The following is a 20,668-nucleotide window of genomic DNA, read 5'->3' on the forward strand; positions in this document are numbered from 1 at the left end:
AAGACTCCATCCTGAGGGTAGAAGATGGAGGATTGTGGTGAGCGATCGTTACGCGGTCGTTACGGAATTGTTTCGCGTTGCACGCGGCTGCCGAAAATTCCCACTATCTGGTTAATTTCCGATGCTTAACATGACGGACGCCGAAATTCATGGCGTCCGTCACCGACACAGGGCGGCGGGCGCCGGCCTACGCACCGGCCGTGCGCGTGTCCAGCCGGAACAGCGAGACGGCCTCGGCAAGCCGGTTTCCCTGTTCCTCGAGCGATTTCGATGCGGCGGCGGCCTGCTCGACGAGTGCCGCATTCTGCTGGGTGACTTCGTCCATTTGCGTGATGGCCAGATTGACCTGCTCGATGCCGCGGCTCTGCTCGCTCGACGCCGCGGCGATCTCGCCCATGATGTCGGTCACGCGGGAGATCGCATGCGTCACCTCGCTCATCGTGTCGCCCGCGTTGTTCGCGATATGCGAGCCGTCCTGGATTTTCCGGACCGATTGCGAGATCAGCTCGCGAATCTCCTTCGCGGCGCTCGACGAACGCTGCGCCAGGCTTCTGACTTCGCTCGCCACCACCGCGAAGCCGCGGCCCTGCTCGCCGGCGCGGGCGGCCTCCACGGCCGCGTTGAGCGCGAGGATGTTGGTCTGGAACGCGATCCCTTCGATGATCCCGGTGATCTCGGCGATCTTGGCGGAGCTCGCGCTGATGTCCGTCATCGTGTCGACCATCAGGCCGACCGCCGTGCTGCCGCGCTCGGCGACCTCCGATGCGTTGTTCGCCAGGCCGCTCGCCTGCTGCGCGTTGTCGGCGTTCAGGCGCACGGTGGACGTCAGTTGCTCCATGCTCGACGCGGTTTCCTGCAGCGACGCGGCCTGCTGTTCCGTGCGGGACGACAGGTCCTGGTTGCCGGACGCGATTTCGCCGGCGCCGGTCGCGACGTTGCCCGATGCGGTACGGACTTCCGAGATCAGGCGGCTCAGGTTCGCCTGCATGTCGCGCATCGAAGCCAGCACGCTGCCGGCCGGCGCGGCGCCGGTCGTGGATTCGGCGCCGAGATCGCCGGCGGCGATATGGCGGGCGATATCGCTGAGCGCGGCTGGCTCCGTGCCCAGCGAGCGCAGCAGGCCGCGGGTGATGAAGACGCCCGAGATCGCGGCCGCGGCGGCGGCGGCGATGCAGATCGCGATCAGCATCAGCCGTCGCGAGGTATAACGGTCGTCCGATTCCTTCACCAGTTGGTCGGCCCGCGAGCGCGAGTACGTCGCATACGTGTCGGTGGCCGCGACAAGCTGCGCCAGCAGCGGTCGGCACTGTTCGTTGATCATCGTGATCGCCTGGTCGCGCCGGTTGTTCGCCGCCGCGTCGACGATGGCGCGCGCCACCGGGCCGTACTGCGCCTCGACCGCCCCGATTTGCCGAACCAGTTCGCGAGACTTGTCGGACGCGCCGCTCCCCTCGCGGACCGCATTCGTCAGTTCGCCCATCAGCGCGCCGACTTCGCGGTCGGCCTGCAGTGCGGCTTCCTTCTCGATGTCCGCGTCGCGCGGGCTGGCCGCGAGGACCTGGTTGCGGGCGGCGATCGCGCGCCGGTCGACCGCGAAGCGAATCTTGTCCGCCAGGTTCGCGCGGGCGTTGGTGCCGTTGACGTAGTTGTCGAATGCCGCGTTCGCGTTGCCGAGCGATACGATGCCGACGAGGGAGACGAGCACGACCATGCACGTAAGAAGTCCGAAAGCCAGGATCAGCTTCGTACGAACCGTTAACCGTCGATCATTCATGAGAAAAGTCCAGTCTTGAGTATCAAATAGCTTTCCTGATTATCGGAACGGTGAATGAACAGTTTAGGATCGGCTCCCTGGAGCAATCGTTTGCGTGCGACCTGATGTCGAAAAAATTCTGACCACGGTCCGTGCTCGTCACGCGGGCGGGCGAACGGGGCCGTTTTCGCACGACATTGCCGGTTTTCGCGTTCGCGCTATCGGGCGATAGCGCGCCGTGTCGCCCGCCGCGTGGCCGTGCCGGTCGCTGTCCTTCCGGCATCACTCAACTTCCGGCCCCTGGTGCCGTTAAACGGATCAGGGTCGCCTTGTTCAGCGATCCATTTCAATCACGCGGTAATGGAGACCGAAGTCATCATGCTGTCATCAATTCGCGCACGGATACTGGCGACGTGTGTCGCCATCGTAGTGACGGCGCTGGCTGTAACCGGGGGGCTCGTCTATTACGTCGTCAAGACCCACAACGACGAGGCCATCGACCAGAATCACAAGTCGATTCTCGCCGGCCACGCGCTGGCGATCGACGAATGGGTGGCCAGCCGGGCGCGCGAAACCCAGGCGCTCGCGGACACGATCGCGATCGGCGAGGGCGACCCGGTGCCGGCGCTGAAGCTGCTCGGCAAGTCGGGCGGCTTCGAGGTGCTGACGCTCGGCCTGCCCGACAAGACGGCATTCTCGAACGTGCCGCTCGCGCCCGGCTACGATCCGACCGCGCGGCCCTGGTACAAGCAGGCCGTCGGCGCGGGCCATCTGGTCGTGACCGCGCTTTACCGCGATGCGACGAGCGGCAAGCCGGCGGTCGCGTTCGCGGTGCCCGTGATGCGCGACGGCGCGGTGAAGGGCGTGCTGGCCGCCAGCCTGTTCATGGAGAACGTGAGCGCGATCGTGACCTCCGTTCACCCGACGCCGGCGAGCTTTGCGTTCCTGGTGGACAAGGGCGCTCGCGTGATCGCGTCGGCCAAGACCGACCTGATCATGAAGCCGGCCACCGGTCTCTCGCCGGAACTCGATGCCGACCGCCTCGGCGCGCTGCAGACGGCGGTCGCGCCCGTCGCGGTCGATATCGACGGCGTCGCCAAGCTGATGCGCGCCGAGCCGATCGCCGGCACCGACTGGTCGCTGGTGCTCGCGCTCGACAAGGCGGACGTGACGGCCGGCATGCGAGCGGTCGCGACGACGACGCTATTGGCGATCGTGATCGTCGCCGTCATCGCGGCCGCGCTGGTCGGCGCGATGACGAACGCGGCCTTCAAGCGCATCCTGCTGGTGCGCGACGCGCTCACGGACGTATCGAGCGGCAGCGGCGACCTGACGAAGCGCCTGCCGGCCGACGGCGCGGACGAAGCCGCGCAGATCGCGCATGCGTTCAACGCGTTCGCCGAGAAGATCAGTGCGATCCTGCTGCAGATCCGCGCGTTCAGCGCGTCCGTGAACCTCGCGAGCGCCGAGATCGCGCAGGGCAACCAGGATCTGTCGGCCCGCACCGAACACGCGGCGTCGAGCCTGCAGGAAACGGCCGCCGCGCTCGAGGAGATCGCCGGCACCGCCCGCAACTCGGCCGATGCGGCGAGCCAGGTGAGCCGTCTGGCGGAATCGGCGTCGGATGTCGCGCTGCGGGGCGGCACCGTCGTGCGCGACGTCGTCTCGACGATGAACGACATCACGCAGGCGTCGGCGGAGATTGCCAACATCGTCGGCGTGATCGACGGCATCGCGTTCCAGACCAACATTCTCGCGTTGAACGCCGCGGTCGAAGCGGCACGCGCGAACGAGCACGGCCGCGGTTTCGCGGTCGTGGCCGGGGAAGTGCGGGCGCTCGCGCAGCGCAGCGCGCAGGCCGCGCGGGAAATCAAGCAGCTGATCCACTCGTCGGTCGAGAAGATCGAGGGCGGCTCCGGGCTCGTGCAGACGGCCGGTGCGACGATGGACGAAATCGTCGACGGCGTGCGCAACATCACGAGCGTGATCGCCGAAATCAGCGTCGCCGCGAAGGAGCAGAGCACCGGGCTCGAGCAGGTGAATCAGGCGGTGTCGCAGCTCGACGATACGACGCAGCAGAACGCGGCGCTGGTCGAGCAATCGGCGGCGGCCGCGACGTCGCTGCGCGAGCAGGCGGCCCGGCTCGCGCAGACGGTCGGGGAGTTCAAGCTGGCGGAGCGCGCGGTGGCGGCGTGATGGGTGGTTTGACGGGGGCCCGGTGCCCCCGGCTTCATGCGACGCGCTGCCGGAGCAGTGCAGCGCCGTGACGCCAGTCCGGTTGGTCTACCCGCCGACGACGGGCCGGATCGCGTCCGTGCCCCGCGCTGATCCGTCGGTACCTTGCGCATGCGCTGGCTGACTGCGATCGATCGCGGGCGGGCAGGCCGGTATCGCTGCCGTTTCGTTCAGGCAAGCAGCCCGCGTGCCGCGAGATTCGCATACAGCGCGCGCACGCCGAAGGTCCACGGCGCGATCTCCGTGCACAGCCGCACGGTATTGACGAGTGCGCCGAGCGCGGGCGTCGAGATCGTCACGCGGTCGCCGAGGTGATGCGTGAATCCGCCGCCGGGCGCGTCGCGATCCTGGATCGGCGAGAACATCGTGCCGAGGAACAGCATGAAGCCGTCCGGATACTGGTGATGCGCGCCGCAGGTCTGCGCGACGAGGTCGGCCGGGTCGCGGCTGATCTCCCGCATGTGGCTGATGCCGTCGAGCACGAAGCCGTCGTCCGCGCCTTCGACGCGCAGCGACACGCTGCATGCCCGCACGCTGTCGAGCGTGAAGCCGTCGTCGAACAGCCGTACGAACGGGCCGATCGCGCACGAGCCGTTGTTGTCCTTGCATTTGCCGAGCAGCAGCGCCGAGCGGCCTTCGATGTCGCGCAGGTTCACGTCGTTGCCGAGCGTCGCGCCCACCGGCCTGCCGTCGCTGGCGACCGCCAGCACGATCTCCGGTTCCGGGTTGTTCCATACCGATATGGGCAGCAGCCCCACGTCCGCGCCGAAGCCGACCGCCGACATCGGCTGCGCCTTGGAGAACACCTCGGCATCCGGGCCGATGCCGACTTCCATGTATTGCGACCACGCGCCGCGGCGCTCGAGTTCCGCCTTCAGGCGCAACGCAGCTTCCGAGCCCGGCACGATCTTCGACAGGTCGGTGCCGATGGTCGCAGCGATGGTGTCGCGCACCTCCCGCGCCTTGGCCGGATCGCCGCCGGCCTGTTCCTCGATCACGCGTTCGATCAGGCTGACCGCAAAGGTCACGCCGCACGCCTTGATCGCCTGCACGTCGCACGGCGCGAGCAGGTGCGTCGCCCCCGGCGTGCCGTCCAGCGCCGCCTGCAACAACGGCTCGACGCGGCCGAGCGATTCGCCGGAAGCGGTGCGCGCGATGGCGACCGCATCGGGGCGGTCGAACAGGTCCGCGGTGGTCGGCACGGTACGCGTGATGTCGAACACTTCGCCGCCGCGCACGGCGACGACGCTCGGGCCCGCGTGGGCGCCGTCGTGTCGCCAGACGCGGCCGATCAGCAGTGCATGGGCAAGGTCGTGCGGCAGGCAGTCGGAAACGGAAGGAGTACGCATGGTCAGCTCGGCAAGAGTCGGAGGCGGTGGGGTCAGTGCGAATGGCGCGGGTTGCCGCGCTGCTCGATCACCTTCAGGTACAGCGTGGCCGGTTCGAGGCAGCCGCCGGTGGACAGCTGGCCGACGAAGCGGCGATAGAGTTCCTGCCACGGCGTTTGCGCCTGCGGCACGGTGAAGCTCGCGGTCTCGCGGCGGCGCGCGAGTTCGTCCTCGTCGACGAGCACGTCGACGCTGCGGCGGTTCAGGTCGACGCGCACGCGATCGTTCGTGCGCAGCAGCGCGAGGCCGCCGCCGACCGCCGCTTCCGGCGACATGTTCAGGATCGACGGGCTGGCCGATGTGCCGCTCTGGCGTCCGTCGCCCATGCACGGCAGCGACGTCACGCCGCGCTTCACCAGCTCGGCCGGCGGCGCCATGTTCACGACTTCGGAACTGCCCGGGTAGCCGACCGTGCCGCAGCCGCGGATCACGAGGATGCAGCGTTCGTCGATGTTCAGCGCGGGATCGTTGATGCGCGCGTGGTAGTCCTCGGGGCCGTCGAACACGATCGCGCGCGCCTCGAACGTATTCTCCGCGCCCGGCTCGGAAAGGTAGGTGCGGCGGAATGCTTCGCCCACCACCGACATCTTCATGATCGCGCTGTCGAAGAAGTTGCCCGACAGCACCATGAAGCCGGCGCCATGCTTGAGCGGCGCATCGGGCGTGCGGATCACGTCGCGGTCGGCGTCCTGCGCGGTGTCGGCGATCTCGCCGATCGCGCGGCCCGACACGGTCAGGCAGTCGCGCCGCAGCAGGCCGGCCGCATCGAGCTGGCGAAGCACCGCGGGCACGCCGCCGGCGCGGTGGAAGCTCTCGCCGAGGTATTCGCCGGCCGGCATGCAGTTGACGAGCAGCGGCACGGCTTCACCGAAGCGCTGCCAGTCGTCCAGGCTCAGCTCGACGCCCATGTGGCGCGCAATCGCGATCAGGTGCGGCGGGCAGTTGGTCGATGCGCCGAGCGCGGAGGCGACGACGATCGCATTCTCGAATGCCGCGCGCGTCATGATCTTCGACGGGCGCAGGTCCTCGCGAACGAGTTCCACCGCGCGCTTGCCGGTTGCGTAAGCCATCTGGCTGCGCTCGCGATAGGCGGCGGGGATGCTCGCGCAGCCCGGCAGCGACATGCCCAGCGCCTCGGCGAGGCTGTTCATCGACAGCGCGGTGCCCATCGTGTTGCAGTGGCCGATCGACGGCGACGAAGCCGTGGTCAGCTGCATGAAGCCTTCGTAGTCGATCTCACCGGCCGCGAGCAGGTTGCGCGCATGCCAGATCACCGTGCCCGAGCCGACCCGCTTGCCCTCGTGCCAGCCATCGAGCATCGGGCCGCCCGACAGCACGATCGCTGGCATGTCGACGGTGGCCGCGGCCATCAGGCACGCGGGCGTGGTCTTGTCGCAGCCTGTCGTCAGCACCACGCCGTCCAGCGGAAAACCGTGCAGCACTTCCACCAGCCCGAGGTACGCGAGATTGCGGTCGAGCGCGGCGGTGGGCCGGCGGCTCTGCTCGGCCAGCGGATGCACGGGGAATTCCATCGGAATGCCGCCCGCGTCGCGGATGCCGGCCTTGGTGCGTTCGGCCAGCTCGATGTGATGGCGGTTGCATGGCGCGAGGTCGCTGCCAGTTTGTGCGATGCCGATGATAGGGCGGCCCGACTGCAGTTCCTCGCGCGTCAACCCGTAGTTCATGAAGCGCTCGACGTAGAGCGCGGTCATGTCTGCATGCGCGGGGTCGTCGAACCACTCCTGGCTCCGCAGACGGCGAGGGGTTTGTGACATGGCAGGCTGTCTCCTAAGGGGCCTTTTCATTTTGCGTGCCGGATGGTACCGGTAACATTGACTCGATGTTAGCACGGCTTTTTTGCGTAGCGGAAGGGATTTCGTGCGCGCGCGGCGAAGGTGTGGGGCAGGGCCGGTGCGAAGCCGCGCGCGCCGCGTCTTGGGATGCGCGCGGCCGTCGGCGCGTCAGGCGCTTTCCCGCGCGATGATCGTGTAGTCGATGCGGATGCTTTTCGATGCGGTGCGCTCGCCGCCGTCACGCGCTTGCAGCGCCGCCAGCAACGCTTCGCCCGTGCGCAGCCCGATGCCGTACGCGTCGACCGACACGGTCGTGATGGTCGGGTGGCAGCACTCGGCCACTTCGAAGTTCCCGAAGCCGGCCACGGCGATGTCGGCGGGCACGGCGAGTCCGCGCCGGTGACACTCCATGATCGCGCCGAACGCCGACATGTCGCTCACGCACATCACCGCGTCGGTATCCGGCCATTGCTCCAGCAGGGCTGCCATCGCGGGCCCGCCGTGGCTCATCGTGATCGGCGATTCGCCCAGCCGCACGACGCGCGGTTCGCCCAGCCCCAGCGCCTTGATCTCCGCCTGGTAGCCCTTGAGCCGGTCGAGGCCACGGCGGTCCAGTTCGCTCGCGCCGACCAGAAAGCCGATGCGTCGATAACCGCGCTCGGCCAGATGACGCACCATCGCACGGGCGGCGCGCACGTTCGAGAAGCCGACGGCGGTGTCGATCGGGCGCGTGGGCAGATCCCACATCTCGACCACCGGAATCGCCGAGCGCTCCAGCACCTTGCGCGTTGCCTCGGTGTGCTGCGCGCCGGTCAGCGCGACGCAGCGCGGCTGGTGCCGCAGCATCGAGCGGACGAGCCGTTCTTCCCGTTCGAGGTCGTAGTCGGTGTCGCCGAGCAGCAGCTGGAGGCCATGCGGCTCCAGCGCATCGGTCAGGCCGCGCACGGTGTCCGAGAAGTTGGAACTCGACAGCGACGGCACCAGCACCGCGACGAATTCCGAGCGCCCCGACGACAGCGCGCCGGCGGCGGCATCCGCCACGTAGCCGAGCTGGTCGATGGCCTCGCAGACCCGTGCGCGCGTCTCGGCGGCCACGCTGTGGCCGGCGAGCACGCGCGACACCGTCATCTTCGATACGCCGGCGAGGCGCGCTACGTCGGACATGCGGGGCGGCCCGGCGGGCCGGACGGCGGTGGGACTGGGCATCGGAATCGCGATCGGGAGAAGGCCGGAAAGGCTACATCATACCGGGGCCGCATCCCGTGCAGGCGCGGTCGCGGCGTGCCCGTCACAGAGCGGGACGCACTAGGGAAACCACGCGTTCCGCGGGACTTGTACGCGCGTATCGCCGCATGCTACCTTCAAATTTGTTACCGGTATCAGTGTGCCGATCGCTCCCGTCGCCTCGTCGGCTTTTTTTTGCCATGGAATGTTATCGGTAACATCGATGCGCGAAGCGCACGCGACGGTACGAAGAAGACCTACATAAACAGGAGACAGACCGATGCCATCCATTACGCAGGCCGCTGCCGCACCGGCCGCGGCCGACTCGTCCGAAGACGCCCTTTATCGCAAGGTCATGCGGCGCATCCTGCCGTTGCTGCTGCTCTGTTACGTCGTGGCTTACCTGGACCGCGTCAACGTGGGCTTCGCGAAGCTGCAGATGCTCGACGACCTGAGCCTGAGCGACGGCGTCTATGCGCTCGGCGCCAGCATCTTCTTCTGGGGCTATTTCCTGTTCGAGATGCCCAGCAACCTGTTGCTGCATCGCTACGGCGCACGCTTCTGGATCGCGCGGATCATGATCACGTGGGGCATCGTGTCGTCGTCGATGGCGTTCATCGTGCCGCTCGCGCAGTTCTTCCACGTGCAGACGACCACGATGTTCTACACGCTGCGCTTCCTGCTCGGGCTGTGCGAAGCGGGGTTTTTCCCGGGCGTCATCCTGTACATGAACTACTGGTTCCCGGCGCGACGCCAGAGCGTGGCGATGTCGGGCTTCCTGGTCGCGATCCCGCTGAGCCTGACGCTCGGCAGCGTGCTGTCCGGCTGGCTGATGGAGCAGACGCACGGCCTGTCGGGCATGAGCGGCTGGCAATGGATGCTGCTGCTCGAAGGGCTGCCGTCGATCGTGGTGGCGTTCATCGTGCTGGCCTGCCTCGGCGACGGCCCGCAGTCGGCGAAGTGGCTGTCCGCCGACGAAAAGGCGGTGCTGTCGCGCAATCTCGAATCCGAGGCCGCGCACAAGTCGCACAGCATCGGCGCCGCGCTGCGCAGCCCGCGCGTCTGGCTGCTTACGTTCATCCTGCTGACGTTCAATACCGGCTTCTACGGGCTGGCCTTCTGGCTGCCGTCGATCATCCGCGCGTCGGGCGTGCACAGCCCGCTGCACATCGGTGTGCTGACGGCCATTCCGTACCTGACGGCGATCTTCGCGATGGTGTGGAACGCGTCGCACTCGCGCAAGACCGGCGAACGCCGCCTGCACGCGGCGATTCCCGCGCTGATCGGCGGCGTTTTCCTGATCCTGAGCGCGGCGTTTGCGCACAACGTGGCGATATCGATCGTATTCCTGACTATTGCCACGTGCGGCATCCTCGCGCTGATGCCGATCTACTGGACCTTTCCGGGGCAGATCCTGTCCGGCACGGCCGCGGCTGCCGGCATCGCGCTGATCAATTCGGTAGGCAACCTGTCCGGCTTCACGGGCTCGATGATTACCGGCGTCGCCAAGCAGATGACCGGCAACATCAACAACGGGACCTATGCGCTGGGCGCTTGCCTGCTGGTCAGCTGCGTGCTGATCGCGGCGATTCCGCGCGATATCCTGCGGCCGCCGGTGGGGCGGTAGGGCGTTCGCGCTAGGGTCCGGCCGGCCGGGGCTGGGACATCGCGCCGGCCCGGCGCAGGATGCATCACGCCACGTGGATTGATCTCGTGTGAGTTCGCTCGACCATCACACGCGGAATTCCGGCTACCTCCAGCCGGGGACGCTCGGCGCGCTACTCCGCTTTCTCGTGGGCGGTCGTCATGCGTCCTCCAGTGCGAAGCGCACCTTGTCTCCGAGCGTGCGCAACCGTTCGACCGGTTCGTTCGAGAACACGAAACGGACGTACTGCTCGCCGTGTGCGACACCCCATCCGGTCATGGCCGTCGCACATACGCCGCGGCGCAGCAACCGCTCCGACATCTGCGATCCGGTCAGGCCGAAATCGGACACACGCAGCAACATCGACCAGCCGCCCGCCGGCATGCCGAACGGGAGGCCCGACAGTTCGGTTGCGACCGTATCCCGCCGTCTCTCGAGTTCGCTCACGTAGCCAGGCAGATCGGATGCGGAATGTTCGAGCGCAACCGCCGCGGCCTCCTGCGCTACGCCGACCGGCACCACGACATTGGCGAGCGACACGGCCACCAGATCCGGAATCAGCCATTCCGGCGCGACGATCCAGCCGACCCGCCAGCCGATCATGCGCAACTCTTTCGACGCGGCGCCGACCGTGACCGTGCGCTCGGCCATGCCGGGCAGGCCGGCGGGATGGATGACCTCGCGTCCATCGAAGAGCAGCCGTTCCATCGCGCTGTCGAGGATCAGCAGCAGATCGTTCTGCACACACAGGCTCGCGATCAATTGCCAGTCGGACGCATCGAGGAAGCCACCCGAAGGCATCGACGGCGACATCAGCAGCATGGCCCGCGTTTGCGGACCGATTGCTGCCCGCAGCGCGGCCTGGTCCAGCTTCCATTCGCCGCCCGGCGTGAAAGCGAACGGTACTTGCCGCGGCACGCCGCCCGCCAGGCGGACGCGGTTCAGCAGACCCGCGTACGTCGGATCGGTGACGATGACTTCGTCGCCGGTCTCGACGGTGGCGAGCAGCGTGTTCAGAATGCCGGAGAGCCCGCCCGCCGATACGACCACCTGGTCGGCGGTGAAGCGCTGCCCCGAAAGCGCCGATACGTGGGCGGCAGCGCTCGCGCGTAGCCGATCCTGACCGACGAATGGCAAATAGGAGTTGGCCGAGTCCCGCTGGATTGCCGCTCGGGTGAAGGCGAGCGCTTCTGAAGTGGGCGGGATGTCGGTATCGAGATTTTCGAGTCGCAAAAGGTCGACATCGGCATGATCGGCGATCGAACCCATGCGATCGACGCCGATGCCGGCAATGTGCTGCAGACGAACTGGACGGTGGTGGCGCATCGAGCCTCCGATTTTGTTACAATTTAATAGATAATATATGCATGGTGGTCGGGATGAACTTTGAAGTCAAGGAGGATCGCTCGCTGGCCGATCGGATCGCCGTCGCATTGGCGGACCGCATCATCTCGGGTGTCATCGCGCCGGGGGAGTGGCTGCGTCAGGACCACATCGCGGCAGAGTTCGGCGCGAGTCATGTGCCGGTGCGCGAGGCGTTCAGACGGCTGGAAGCGCAAGGGTTGGCTGTGGTCGAACCGCGACGAGGCGTGCGGGCGGCGCCGCTCGAGCCCGCGGACGTGCTTGAAATGGCAAAGATGCGCGCTGCTTTCGAGGCGCTGGCGCTGCGTGAGGCGATTCCCGCTCTCGACGCAGGGGCGCTGGAGGAACTCGATGCGATCCTCGATCAGGAGTCGGCGGCGCACGGCATAGCCGTGCTGGGCACGCTGAATCTGCGGTTTCATCGCGCATTGACCGCGCGGTGCGGGATGCCGCGGCTCATCGCCGCGATTGGCGACATGCATCGGGCCAGTTCACGGCATTTGTATGCGACGTGGCAGCAACTGGACTGGCAGGATCGCTCGAACGACGAGCATCGGAACATCGTTCGGGCGATACGGGAGGGTGATGTGGATGCGGCGTGTGCGGTTTTGTCCGCGCATATTCTGGCTGCGGGCGAGGCATTGGCTCAGGCGTTGCGTAGGCGGTAGGGACGCAGGTCAGGCCGGGGCATCGATCGGTGCGAAAGGCTGGTTGGGGGGGACTGGCGTTTTTCTCCGGGGCGGCTATAGTCAAACGCGTCGGGGGCATTCGGGCCACAAACGCACATTCTGCCGCTCGGCCTAAGGCGGCGACAATGAGCGCCTGCGGACTAGCGTCGAAGACATCGTAGTCGGTTAAAATAAGAATATGCAAAAACGCTGACCGAAAAAACGATTGGAAGAGCGCCAACATGGTCTTTTAAAATGCACTGGAAATACATGGAAATGTCCAGAGAGTTGGCTCACCTCGCGAACAGGTGGGTTCTGAAAAATCCAAATTTGGAACTTATACCTGATAGTGAGGACTATCCGTGGTTCATCGTTGAGTTGCAGAGGCAATTAAAAGCACTCGATTCAAGAAATGAACTTCTCCTTCCGAATTTGCAAAACGACAACGAATCAATTGCCATATTTTCAGATTACGGCGGGGAAAGTAAAGATGCGAAATATCATACGTATAGTTTCCTAACCTGTGCGTGGGATCAGTTGGATCCATTCTTTGAGGCAATGGGCCGACTGAGAAAGCAAACTGGTCTAGAAAATCCGTTGAAGGAGATCGCTTATAAGGATCTCCATTACGGGCCGGTTCGGCGAGCATTAGATGGTTATCTAAACCATCTGAGTAATTTGGTAAATGGGATTCTTCTAACTGTCGTGGTCGACAAAGACGTGGGGTCAGTATACGGCGTCGATAAAAAGAATTCCCAACAGTTCATCGTAAAGACATTATCTGATCATGGCTTTGGTGAGTTGAAGCCGGCAGTTGCAGAGAAGATGATGAGGATTGTGCATTTCTCCGCTTATCTCGTGGCGTTGCTCTCAAGGGATGGCCAGAAAATCTTCTGGATGACCGACCATGACAGCATCGCACCGAATAGCGAACGACACATGCAGATGTTGTCTGTATTCAATAGTAATCTCGCCCGCTACAGTCGACACCGATTTTCGATGGTTGGTGGGGCACTGCCATTTGTGGAGCGACTGCCGATGTGGTTGGATTTGCTGAGTGCGCCGGACATTGTGGCAGGTTCTGTTGAGCACTACATGTCACGTAAAAAGATTTTCGGCGAACAATTTCCGATCACCGAGCATTGCAATAGGGTCTTGATGTGGCTCGCCGTCCAAGGGATCGGGCTGAAACGCCATACAGTGATAATTCGAAAAGAGGAACAAGGGGTCGTCAGTAGCACTCTCAAATTTGTTTTGAAAGAACCACTACTGAACGCGAATGTTGTTCCAGTCTTCATACCTCGAAGGCCTTAGAAACTTGGATAACGCAATAGATCTAGGGTGTACTTCCGCTCGACGAATGGCCGCTAAGCGAGAGAACTGAACGGCGGCTCAGAGTCGGAAGTCGCCGGTCGAGCGGCGTGGGCTGCCTTCCGGCCAGAAGCAGACGTTCGCTGCGCTGGTGACCACCTCGGCTTCAAGTTAAACTACGTCCTACGGGCATCCATAGGCTAGCTGCCGGTCATGTTGAGCATCTGGTCTCACAGAACTTTTGTCGAACGCTATGCAAGTTCACGCGACCGGCGAGTACTCGTCGGCAATCATTGTTGACAGCGAGTCAATCGGGTGCCTTTGGAGGCACGTCGAGGACTTTTCTGCTGCGGCGTCTGCGACAGTTTCCTGCGCGGATGGAATCGAGCGAAAGTTTCAGAAGCTAGACGATCTGCTTGCCTACGAAAACTCCACTCGGGCGGCAGTCAAGACTGTTGAGATATTTGGCAGTTCTAGAGCTCCGGACCGAAGCATTTCCGTGACCGTTGGAAGGAGCTACGGTGCTCGAGCCGCTCTGTCCGTTCGCGGCGAAGAGCAAGAAGTCGCTGCAGCACGTACGAGGGTTCTGGATTCGTTTGCAGGCATGCGCGCTTGGTACTCACCTGTCGCGACCCTCGATCTTTGGATAGTCTGGTTCGTCATTTTCATGGCCTTCTCGCTAATCATTCAACTCATGCTGCCGAGTGAGGTGCCAAAACACCCGGAGCGCACGTTTTCGGAAGCTCTGCAATTGCTAGTGAAATTCGTCTTGTACGTGGCACCAGCTTTTGTTGTCATTTTTGGCGTATCTCGACTGAAGGCCCGGTACTTCCCGATGGTTTCTATGGCAATTGGTCAAGGCGCTCGACGGCATAGCACGGATGAGCAGGTCCGCTGGACCGTTATTGTTGGACTGCTTGTCGGTCTTACAGGCTCTGCAATCTATGCCCGGATCGGCGGAACCTAACTAACGCTGTCTAGCGGATGCCTCACGGCGCTGCTGATTTTGAGCGTTAAGTGACCGCTTCTTGGCACAACTCGTAGCTGAGAAGGTCCGCTCAGAGTCGTTCGCAGCTGCGTCCAGGGTCTGGTCGAGATCTGCACGAGGCCGCGCTCCCCCCTCTTTTCACCGCCACGATCATCTGCACGAGCTCATACGTTGCACGACTCTTGACCTTGACCGCAAGCACGGCGAAGGCGACCCGTAGCGTGACATCTTCATTTTTACCGACCGCTCACGACACACTACGCCGCATCCCCCGCACCTGCAGCCAAATGGCCGATATCAGGAAATAGAGCGCACCCACTCCCGCATAGCCGGCGATCTTCACGATCGCGGGCGGCATCGGCGCGTGGCTTTGCAAAATGAAGAACAACCCGGCCAGCGCCGATTGCGCGCCGCTCAGCACCATCACCCACTGTGCGCCGGCATGCTTCCAGCGCCGCACGGCAGTGCCGAGCTGCAGCGCGCCAGACAGAATCGCCCACACGCCGAACACCGCGAGTACCGCGGGCAGGCCCGCATTCAACGCCGGAAATACGGCCAGTGTCGTGACGGCGCTGATCGCGACGTTCACCGCCTGCGTGCGGTTTGCCGCCATTCCGCCGCTGCGGGACAGGTCGACGAAATTGGCGAGTGCATCCCAGGCCGGATAAAAGACCAGCAGGACCGCCGCGCCGGCCGCGCTTTGCCGGCCGACGGAAAAAGCCAGCGCGACCCAGATCAGCGAGAATATCGCCCGGGAAAAGTAGTACCGTTTCAGCCAGTGTTCGTCGGCAGGGGCGTGGAATTCGGGGTAGCGATCAGTCATTTGCACTCCTTGTTACATTGAATCGTCGTTCCGGCCCGCATGCACGATTCCCACCACGCGAATGCGGCCTCGACCGGATCTCCAGTGCGCCGAGTATCGCAATCGTCCGCGCCTGCCGCCATCGGTCAGATGTCCGATGGCGAAGTCCACTGGCTGCTCGCTCCGATGCCGGTGAACATCGCACCGGATAGGCAGCGACACGCCGCCGACGCGCATGCTCATGCACGCCGCGACGCCGTCGCGTATGATCGTTTTCCCGTCTTCGCGAATGTCTCCGCCCACCCGATGCCCGACGCCGAAGTCCGTCACGCCCCGCTGCGCATATTCGACGCCGTACGCGCGCTGGCCTTCATCGGCGATCTCAGCATGGGCCAGCCGACCGACCATTCGCCGCGCACCAGTTGGTTGGCGGCGCAGCTCGCGCACGCGGCACGATTCGATGCATCGGTGTGCGACACGGCTCGCGAGGTGGCGCTGTTGCGCTGGTCGGGCTGCACGGCGAATGCGACGGGTTTCGCTCAGATATTCGGCGACGACGTCGCGATTCGCGCGGCGATGCTCGCGAACCGGGCCGGCATGGCCGAAGCGATCGGCGGCGCGGGTGTCGCGCTGATCCCGCTCGCGCAGATTCATTGTGAAGTCTCGGGCGAGGTTGCGCGAATACTCGGTCTGTCCGGCGCGACGGAAACCGCGCTGCGGCACATTTTCGAAACCTGGGACGGCAACGGGCTGCCTGCTCGGCTCGTGCGCGAACAGGTGCCGCCCGCCGTGTCGATCGTCGCGCTTGCGGGCGACCTCGACGTGTTCAGCCGCACATACGGCATCGAACGGGCCCTCGAATTGATCGGCCAACGCGCGGGGTCACGCTATCCGGCCGTGCTCGTCGAGACGGCTGCGCGCGACGCACCACGCTGGCTGGCGGCGCTCGAGCACATGGCGCCCGCCGACCTGGACGCCGCATTGGCCACGCCGGACATGCAGGGCGCGACGTCCGCCGAATTGATTGCGGACGTCATCGATCTGAAACTGCCGTGGATGACGGGTTTTTCGCGTTCGGTCGCCGCGACGGCGGCCGCGTGTTACGGCCGTCTGTCGCCGGATGAGGCCGCGCGCGAACGCGTGTACCGCGCCGGACTGATTCATGGCATCGGCAGGGCGGCGGTGCCGAACGACGTGTGGAATCTGCCGACGCGGCTGCCTGCGAGCGCGTGGGAAAAGGTGCGACTCGTGCCGTACTGGACCGAACGCGCCGGAAAGCAGACCGGCGCGCTCGGCGAAGCCGCGGTGCTTGCGTCGTATGCCTACGAACGGGAGGACGGTTCGGGCTATTTCCGCGGCGCGCGCGCTGCGGCGCTGACGCTGGAAGCGCGCGTGCTGGCGGCGTCGCTGGCGTGGGTCGCGTTGCGCTCGGCGCGTCCGTGGCGCGCAGCGCTGAGCGATGCCGCTGCCGCCGGCCAGTTGCAGGAAGAGGCGGCGTGCGGCCGGCTATGCGGCGAAGTGGTGGCCGCGCTCGTGACGGGCGGGGCGCCTGTGCTCCGGCGCATCACCACGGGCGCGTCGGCCGCTGGCCCGCGCCTGTCCGCGCGGGAAATCGACGTCCTGCGGGCGATTTCCCGCGGCGCGAGCAACAAGCAGGTCGCGCAGGCGCTCGCGATGAGTCCGAGCACGGTGCGCACCCATGTCGAGAAGGCGTTCCGCAAGCTCGAATGTTCGACGCGCGCCGCGGCGACCCTCAAGGCGTCGGCGCTGGGGCTGCTCTGACGTTATCCGCGACGCGGATTCGCTTTCGTGTGTGCGCGGACGGTCAGTCGGGCGTCACCCGATCAGTCGAGCCCGCCCTGGCACAGATACTTGATCGACAGATAATCGTCGAGCCCATACCGCGAGCCTTCGCGACCATAGCCCGATTCCTTCACGCCGCCGAACGGCGCGGCCTCGCTCGCGAGCGCGCCTTCGTTGATCCCGACGATGCCGGTTTCGAGCCGTGCCGACACGCGCGCGATGCGTCGCACGTCCTGCGTGTAGAAATACGCGGCGAGCCCGAACGGCGTGTCGTTCGCCGCGTCGACCGCTTCGTCCTCGGTGTCGAAGCGAAACAGCGCGGCGACCGGCCCGAAGGTTTCCTCGCAGGTCAGCTGCATGTCGGCGGTGGCGTCGGCGAGCACCGTCGGCGCGTAATAGTTCGCGCCGAGTTCGGTCAGGCGCTTGCCGCCCGTCAGCACACGCGCGCCGCGCTCCACGGCATCGCCGACGTGCCGCGCGATCTTGTCGACCGCACGCGCGTTGATCATCGGGCCGATCTGCGCGGCCGGGTCGGTCGCCGGCGCGACCTTCAGCGCGGCGACGCGCGCGGCGAGCTTCGCGGCGAATGCGTCGTAGACGCCGGCCTGCACGTACACGCGATTCGGCGACACGCAGGTCTGCCCGCCGTTGCGGAACTTGGCGGCCATCAGCCCGTCGACCGCGGCATCGAGTTCCGCATCGTCGAACACGATGAACGGCGCATTGCCGCCCAGCTCCAGCGACAGCTTCTTCAACGTCGCCGCCGATTCGCGCGCGAGCAGCTTGCCGACGGGCGTCGAGCCGGTGAACGTGATCTTGCGCACGCGGCCGTCGGCGAGCCAGTCGGCCGCGGCCTCGACGCCGCGTTCGCGCGACGCGGTGATCAGGTTCAGCACGCCGGCCGGCACGCCGGCTTCCTGCGCGAGAAACGCGAGCGCGAGCGCGGTCAGCGGCGTGTCCTCCGCCGGCTTCGCGACCACCGTGCAGCCGGCCCCGAGCGCGGGCGCGATCTTGCGCGCGATCATCGCGAGCGGGAAATTCCACGGCGTGATCGCGGCGACGATGCCGATCGGCTCCTTCACCGCGCTCAACCGCTTGCCGCGCTGCTGCTGCGGGATCAGGTCGCCGTACGTGCGGGTCGCTTCCTCGGCGAACCACAGCACGTACGACGCACCGTACGCGACTTCGCCGCGCGCTTCGGCGAGCGGCTTGCCCTGTTCGCGCGACATCAGCTTCGCGAGATCGTCGGTGTGCGCGACGATCGCCGCATGCCATGCACGCAGGATCGCGGCGCGTTCGCGCGCGGGCGTCGCACGCCACGCGGGCAGTGCGCGGGCCGCGGCGTCGGTCGCCGCGCGTGCGTCGGCGGCGCCGCTGTCGGGTGCGTGGGCAACGGTCTCGAGCGTGGCCGGATCGGTGACGGCGAAACTGCGGCCGTCGAGCGCATCGCGCCAGGCGCCGTCGATCAGGTTGGCGGTGCGAACGAGTTCGGTTCGGGACAGCGTAAGCGGCATGACAGGTCCTTGAATGAAGCGGTTCGTCGACAACGACAACGACGGCGGAGCGGGCGTGCGACGACCCCGCACGGACAGCGGGCTGCCGCGTTAGGGGGTGCCGCGCCGGTGCGTCAGTGACGTTCGCCGAACAGCGATTCGAGCGGGTAGTGCCGTTTGACGAACGGCGATTTGATGATCACGTAACTGAAATACTTCTCGATGCCGATGTTCTGCTCGAGCAGCCCTTCGACGATCGTCTGGTAATGGCTCACGCTGCGCGTGATGAACTTCAGCAGATAGTCGTAGCCGCCGCTCGCGAGGTGGCATTCGACGATCTCGTCGACGTTGCGGATCGCCGCGACGAAGCGGTCGAAATCCTCGCGCCGGTGGTCGGCCAGCGTGACCTCGGTGAACACGACCTGCACGTCGCCGAGTTTCTCGAGCTGGATGTGCGCGCCGTAGCCGCCGATGTAGCCGGCCTTCTCGAGCCGCTTCACGCGGATCAGGCATGGACTGGGCGACAGCCCGACCGCATCGGCCAGCTCGACGTTGGTCATGCGGCCGCGCTTCTGCAACTGGGAGAGGATGCGCAGGTCGATGCGATCCAGCTTGCTGTCCGTCATGTTCACGTGAGAAGGCAAAAATGGAATGTCCGGTTACTTTAGAGTCGAACGATGGCGGCCACAAGCCCGGCTTTCCCTTGGCCGGTCAGGCCGGCTGCGCGTGCGCGGCGTCGAGCGCGCGCTGCACGCCCGCGTCGGCCAGCACGTCGTCGAGCGTCTTGCGCACGCGTTCGAACAGCAGGTCGAACTCGCCCGCGGTGAAACTCAGCGCCGGCGCGAAGCCGAGCACGCCGTCGCCGAACGCGCGGAACACCACGCCGTTCGCGTACGCGGCGGCCGCGATCTTGTCGGGCACGTTCAGCGCCGGGTCGAAGCGCGTCTTGCGGGCCTTGTCAGTCACCAGTTCGAGCGCGCCGAGCAGGCCGACCGAACGTGCGTCGCCGACGAGCGGATGCGCGCGCAGCGCGTCGAGCCCCGCGGCGAAGCGCGGCGCCAGCGCCTGGCCGTTCGCGAGCAGCCCGCCTTCGTGATAGAGCTTCAGCACCTCGAGGCCGATCGCCGCGCTCACCGGGTGCGCGGAATACGTATGGCCGTGACCGACCACCGGCGCATCGGCGCGCTCGCCTGCGATCCCTTCGTAGATTTCGTCGGACATCAGCACCGCGCCCATCGGCGCATAGCCGGCCGTCAGCCCCTTCGCGACGGTCATCAGGTCCGGATCGACCTGTTCGGCCTCGCACGCGAACAGCGGGCCCGTGCGGCCGAAGCCGGTGATCACCTCGTCGGCGACGAACAGGATGCCGAGGCGCCGGCACGCGTCGCGCATCGCCTTCAGCCAGCCGGCCGGCGGCACGATCACGCCGCCCGAGCCTTGCACCGGCTCGCAGAAGAACGCGGCGACGTTGTCCGCGCCGAGTTCGGCGACCTTCGCTTCGAGCGCGGCGACCGACGCGGCGATCAGCGCCTGCGGATCGTCGCCGAGCGGATGGCGGTACGGGTAGGGCGACGGAATATGGTGCTGGTCCGCGCGCGGCAGGTCGAAATGACGGTGGAACGCGGGCAGCGCGGTGAGCCCGGCGCCGAACGACGACGAACCGTGATAGCCGCGCTCCAGCGCGATCATCTGCTTCTTCGACGGGCGGCCGGTCGCGTTGAAATAGTGCGTGATGAAACGGATCGCGGAGTCGACCGCGTCGGAGCCGCCGAGCGTGAAGTACACGCGGTTCAGCGACGGCGGCGCGAGCGCGGCGAGCCGTTCGGCCAGTTCGATCGCCGGCTGCGAGCCGAAATGGAAATAGCCGGTCGCGTAGGGCAGCTTCGCCAACTGGTCGGCGGCGGCCTTCACGATGCTGTCGCGGCCGTAGCCGACGTTCACGCACCACAGGCCGGAGAACGCGTCGAGCAGCGTGTGGCCCGCGGCGTCGCGCAGGAACACGCCGTCCGCGGATTCGAGCACGGTGACGCCGCGCGCTTCGTGCGCACGGTAATTGACGACGGGATGGATCAGGTGTTGACGATCGGCTTCGATCAGCGCGGCTTGGTTCATGGGAAGGCGGGACTCTCGTCAGGTGTCAGCGGTGAGTTCATGCTAACGGGCGAGAATTCCGCATGCGTCTTCAATTTGCGGCCCGAAACGT

General features: G+C 65.8%; 16 protein-coding genes. 6 read left to right on the plus strand and 10 right to left on the minus strand.

Going from position 1 to position 20,668, the window contains the following annotated elements; genetic code table 11:
• Window positions 1-187: 187 nt before the first annotated feature.
• A complete protein-coding gene (locus tag HWX14_RS25220) occupies window positions 188-1,774 on the minus strand; it encodes a methyl-accepting chemotaxis protein (protein ID WP_175885074.1) in 1,587 nt (528 codons plus the stop codon).
• Between the two features lie 357 nt (window positions 1,775-2,131).
• On the opposite strand from HWX14_RS25220, the gene HWX14_RS25225 reads away from it, so the two are divergent.
• Window positions 2,132-3,949 (plus strand): methyl-accepting chemotaxis protein, encoded by a 1,818-nt coding sequence (locus HWX14_RS25225; RefSeq protein ID WP_175885075.1) that lies wholly within the window; start codon window positions 2,132-2,134, stop codon window positions 3,947-3,949.
• Window positions 3,950-4,158: 209 nt separating this feature from the next.
• Here the strand turns inward: HWX14_RS25225 and HWX14_RS25230 are convergent, their stop codons facing one another.
• The 3 genes from HWX14_RS25230 to HWX14_RS25240 form a co-directional block, all read right to left on the minus strand.
• Complete coding sequence (locus tag HWX14_RS25230) at window positions 4,159-5,337, minus strand: fumarylacetoacetate hydrolase family protein (RefSeq protein ID WP_175885076.1); 1,179 nt, start codon at window positions 5,335-5,337, stop codon at window positions 4,159-4,161.
• A 32-nt stretch (window positions 5,338-5,369) separates the two neighbouring features.
• Window positions 5,370-7,151 carry an IlvD/Edd family dehydratase gene (locus HWX14_RS25235; RefSeq protein WP_175885077.1) on the minus strand — a complete coding sequence of 594 codons (1,782 nt, stop codon included), beginning with the start codon at window positions 7,149-7,151 and terminating at the stop codon, window positions 5,370-5,372.
• Window positions 7,152-7,337: 186 nt separating this feature from the next.
• Window positions 7,338-8,375, minus strand: coding sequence for a LacI family DNA-binding transcriptional regulator (locus HWX14_RS25240; RefSeq protein ID WP_175885078.1), 1,038 nt, complete (start codon window positions 8,373-8,375; stop codon window positions 7,338-7,340).
• Between the two features lie 298 nt (window positions 8,376-8,673).
• On the opposite strand from HWX14_RS25240, the gene HWX14_RS25245 reads away from it, so the two are divergent.
• A complete protein-coding gene (locus HWX14_RS25245) occupies window positions 8,674-10,020 on the plus strand; it encodes an MFS transporter (protein ID WP_175885079.1) in 1,347 nt (448 codons plus the stop codon).
• Window positions 10,021-10,197: 177 nt separating this feature from the next.
• Here HWX14_RS25245 and HWX14_RS25250 read toward each other — a convergent pair whose 3' ends face one another.
• The gene (locus HWX14_RS25250) at window positions 10,198-11,364 is read right to left on the minus strand and encodes a pyridoxal phosphate-dependent aminotransferase (RefSeq protein WP_175885080.1); all 1,167 of its coding nucleotides are present in this window, start codon (window positions 11,362-11,364) and stop codon (window positions 10,198-10,200) included.
• 53 nt (window positions 11,365-11,417) lie between these two features.
• Between HWX14_RS25250 and HWX14_RS25255 the strand changes: the two genes are divergently transcribed.
• The 3 genes from HWX14_RS25255 (at window position 11,418) to HWX14_RS25265 (ending at window position 14,346) form a co-directional block, all read left to right on the plus strand.
• Window positions 11,418-12,068 carry a GntR family transcriptional regulator gene (locus HWX14_RS25255; protein WP_244130330.1) on the plus strand — a complete coding sequence of 217 codons (651 nt, stop codon included), beginning with the start codon at window positions 11,418-11,420 and terminating at the stop codon, window positions 12,066-12,068.
• Between the two features lie 270 nt (window positions 12,069-12,338).
• Window positions 12,339-13,382: a hypothetical protein gene (locus HWX14_RS25260; RefSeq protein ID WP_175885082.1), complete on the plus strand. Its 1,044-nt coding sequence runs from the start codon at window positions 12,339-12,341 to the stop codon at window positions 13,380-13,382.
• A 250-nt stretch (window positions 13,383-13,632) separates the two neighbouring features.
• Window positions 13,633-14,346: a hypothetical protein gene (locus tag HWX14_RS25265; RefSeq protein WP_175885083.1), complete on the plus strand. Its 714-nt coding sequence runs from the start codon at window positions 13,633-13,635 to the stop codon at window positions 14,344-14,346.
• Between the two features lie 268 nt (window positions 14,347-14,614).
• Here the strand turns inward: HWX14_RS25265 and HWX14_RS25270 are convergent, their stop codons facing one another.
• Window positions 14,615-15,190 (minus strand): DUF308 domain-containing protein, encoded by a 576-nt coding sequence (locus tag HWX14_RS25270; RefSeq protein WP_175885084.1) that lies wholly within the window; start codon window positions 15,188-15,190, stop codon window positions 14,615-14,617.
• A gap of 12 nt (window positions 15,191-15,202) precedes the next feature.
• On the minus strand, window positions 15,203-15,577 hold the full coding sequence (locus HWX14_RS25275; RefSeq protein WP_175884661.1) for a hypothetical protein: 375 nt from the start codon (window positions 15,575-15,577) through the stop codon (window positions 15,203-15,205).
• Here HWX14_RS25275 and HWX14_RS25280 point away from each other — a divergent pair.
• A complete protein-coding gene (locus tag HWX14_RS25280; protein WP_175885085.1) occupies window positions 15,476-16,951 on the plus strand; it encodes an HD domain-containing phosphohydrolase in 1,476 nt (491 codons plus the stop codon). The two genes, HWX14_RS25275 and HWX14_RS25280, sit on opposite strands and share 102 nt — an antisense overlap.
• Window positions 16,952-17,013: 62 nt before the next feature.
• On the opposite strand, the gene HWX14_RS25285 is transcribed toward HWX14_RS25280, so the two are convergent.
• The 3 genes from HWX14_RS25285 to HWX14_RS25295 form a co-directional block, all read right to left on the minus strand.
• Window positions 17,014-18,486: an NAD-dependent succinate-semialdehyde dehydrogenase gene (locus tag HWX14_RS25285; RefSeq protein ID WP_175885086.1), complete on the minus strand. Its 1,473-nt coding sequence runs from the start codon at window positions 18,484-18,486 to the stop codon at window positions 17,014-17,016.
• Window positions 18,487-18,599: 113 nt separating this feature from the next.
• Window positions 18,600-19,091 (minus strand): winged helix-turn-helix transcriptional regulator, encoded by a 492-nt coding sequence (locus HWX14_RS25290; RefSeq protein ID WP_006749694.1) that lies wholly within the window; start codon window positions 19,089-19,091, stop codon window positions 18,600-18,602.
• Between the two features lie 85 nt (window positions 19,092-19,176).
• Window positions 19,177-20,577, minus strand: coding sequence for an aspartate aminotransferase family protein (locus HWX14_RS25295; protein ID WP_175885087.1), 1,401 nt, complete (start codon window positions 20,575-20,577; stop codon window positions 19,177-19,179).
• Between the last annotated feature and the right edge of the window lie 91 nt (window positions 20,578-20,668).

The organism is Burkholderia sp. BCC0044, from assembly GCF_902832955.1.
In the GTDB taxonomy this organism is placed as follows: domain Bacteria; phylum Pseudomonadota; class Gammaproteobacteria; order Burkholderiales; family Burkholderiaceae; genus Burkholderia.

Coding starts and splice junctions, on each gene's coding strand:
- HWX14_RS25220 (WP_175885074.1), bottom strand. CDS start 1,774: ATGAATGATCGACGGTTAACGGTTCGTACGAAGCTGATCCTGGCTTTC.
- HWX14_RS25225 (WP_175885075.1), top strand. CDS start 2,132: ATGCTGTCATCAATTCGCGCACGGATACTGGCGACGTGTGTCGCCATC.
- HWX14_RS25230 (WP_175885076.1), bottom strand. CDS start 5,337: ATGCGTACTCCTTCCGTTTCCGACTGCCTGCCGCACGACCTTGCCCAT.
- HWX14_RS25235 (WP_175885077.1), bottom strand. CDS start 7,151: ATGTCACAAACCCCTCGCCGTCTGCGGAGCCAGGAGTGGTTCGACGAC.
- HWX14_RS25240 (WP_175885078.1), bottom strand. CDS start 8,375: ATGCCCAGTCCCACCGCCGTCCGGCCCGCCGGGCCGCCCCGCATGTCC.
- HWX14_RS25245 (WP_175885079.1), top strand. CDS start 8,674: ATGCCATCCATTACGCAGGCCGCTGCCGCACCGGCCGCGGCCGACTCG.
- HWX14_RS25250 (WP_175885080.1), bottom strand. CDS start 11,364: ATGCGCCACCACCGTCCAGTTCGTCTGCAGCACATTGCCGGCATCGGC.
- HWX14_RS25255 (WP_244130330.1), top strand. CDS start 11,418: ATGAACTTTGAAGTCAAGGAGGATCGCTCGCTGGCCGATCGGATCGCC.
- HWX14_RS25260 (WP_175885082.1), top strand. CDS start 12,339: ATGGAAATGTCCAGAGAGTTGGCTCACCTCGCGAACAGGTGGGTTCTG.
- HWX14_RS25265 (WP_175885083.1), top strand. CDS start 13,633: ATGCAAGTTCACGCGACCGGCGAGTACTCGTCGGCAATCATTGTTGAC.
- HWX14_RS25270 (WP_175885084.1), bottom strand. CDS start 15,190: ATGACTGATCGCTACCCCGAATTCCACGCCCCTGCCGACGAACACTGG.
- HWX14_RS25280 (WP_175885085.1), top strand. CDS start 15,476: ATGCCCGACGCCGAAGTCCGTCACGCCCCGCTGCGCATATTCGACGCC.
- HWX14_RS25275 (WP_175884661.1), bottom strand. CDS start 15,577: ATGGTCGGTCGGCTGGCCCATGCTGAGATCGCCGATGAAGGCCAGCGC.
- HWX14_RS25285 (WP_175885086.1), bottom strand. CDS start 18,486: ATGCCGCTTACGCTGTCCCGAACCGAACTCGTTCGCACCGCCAACCTG.
- HWX14_RS25290 (WP_006749694.1), bottom strand. CDS start 19,091: ATGACGGACAGCAAGCTGGATCGCATCGACCTGCGCATCCTCTCCCAG.
- HWX14_RS25295 (WP_175885087.1), bottom strand. CDS start 20,577: ATGAACCAAGCCGCGCTGATCGAAGCCGATCGTCAACACCTGATCCAT.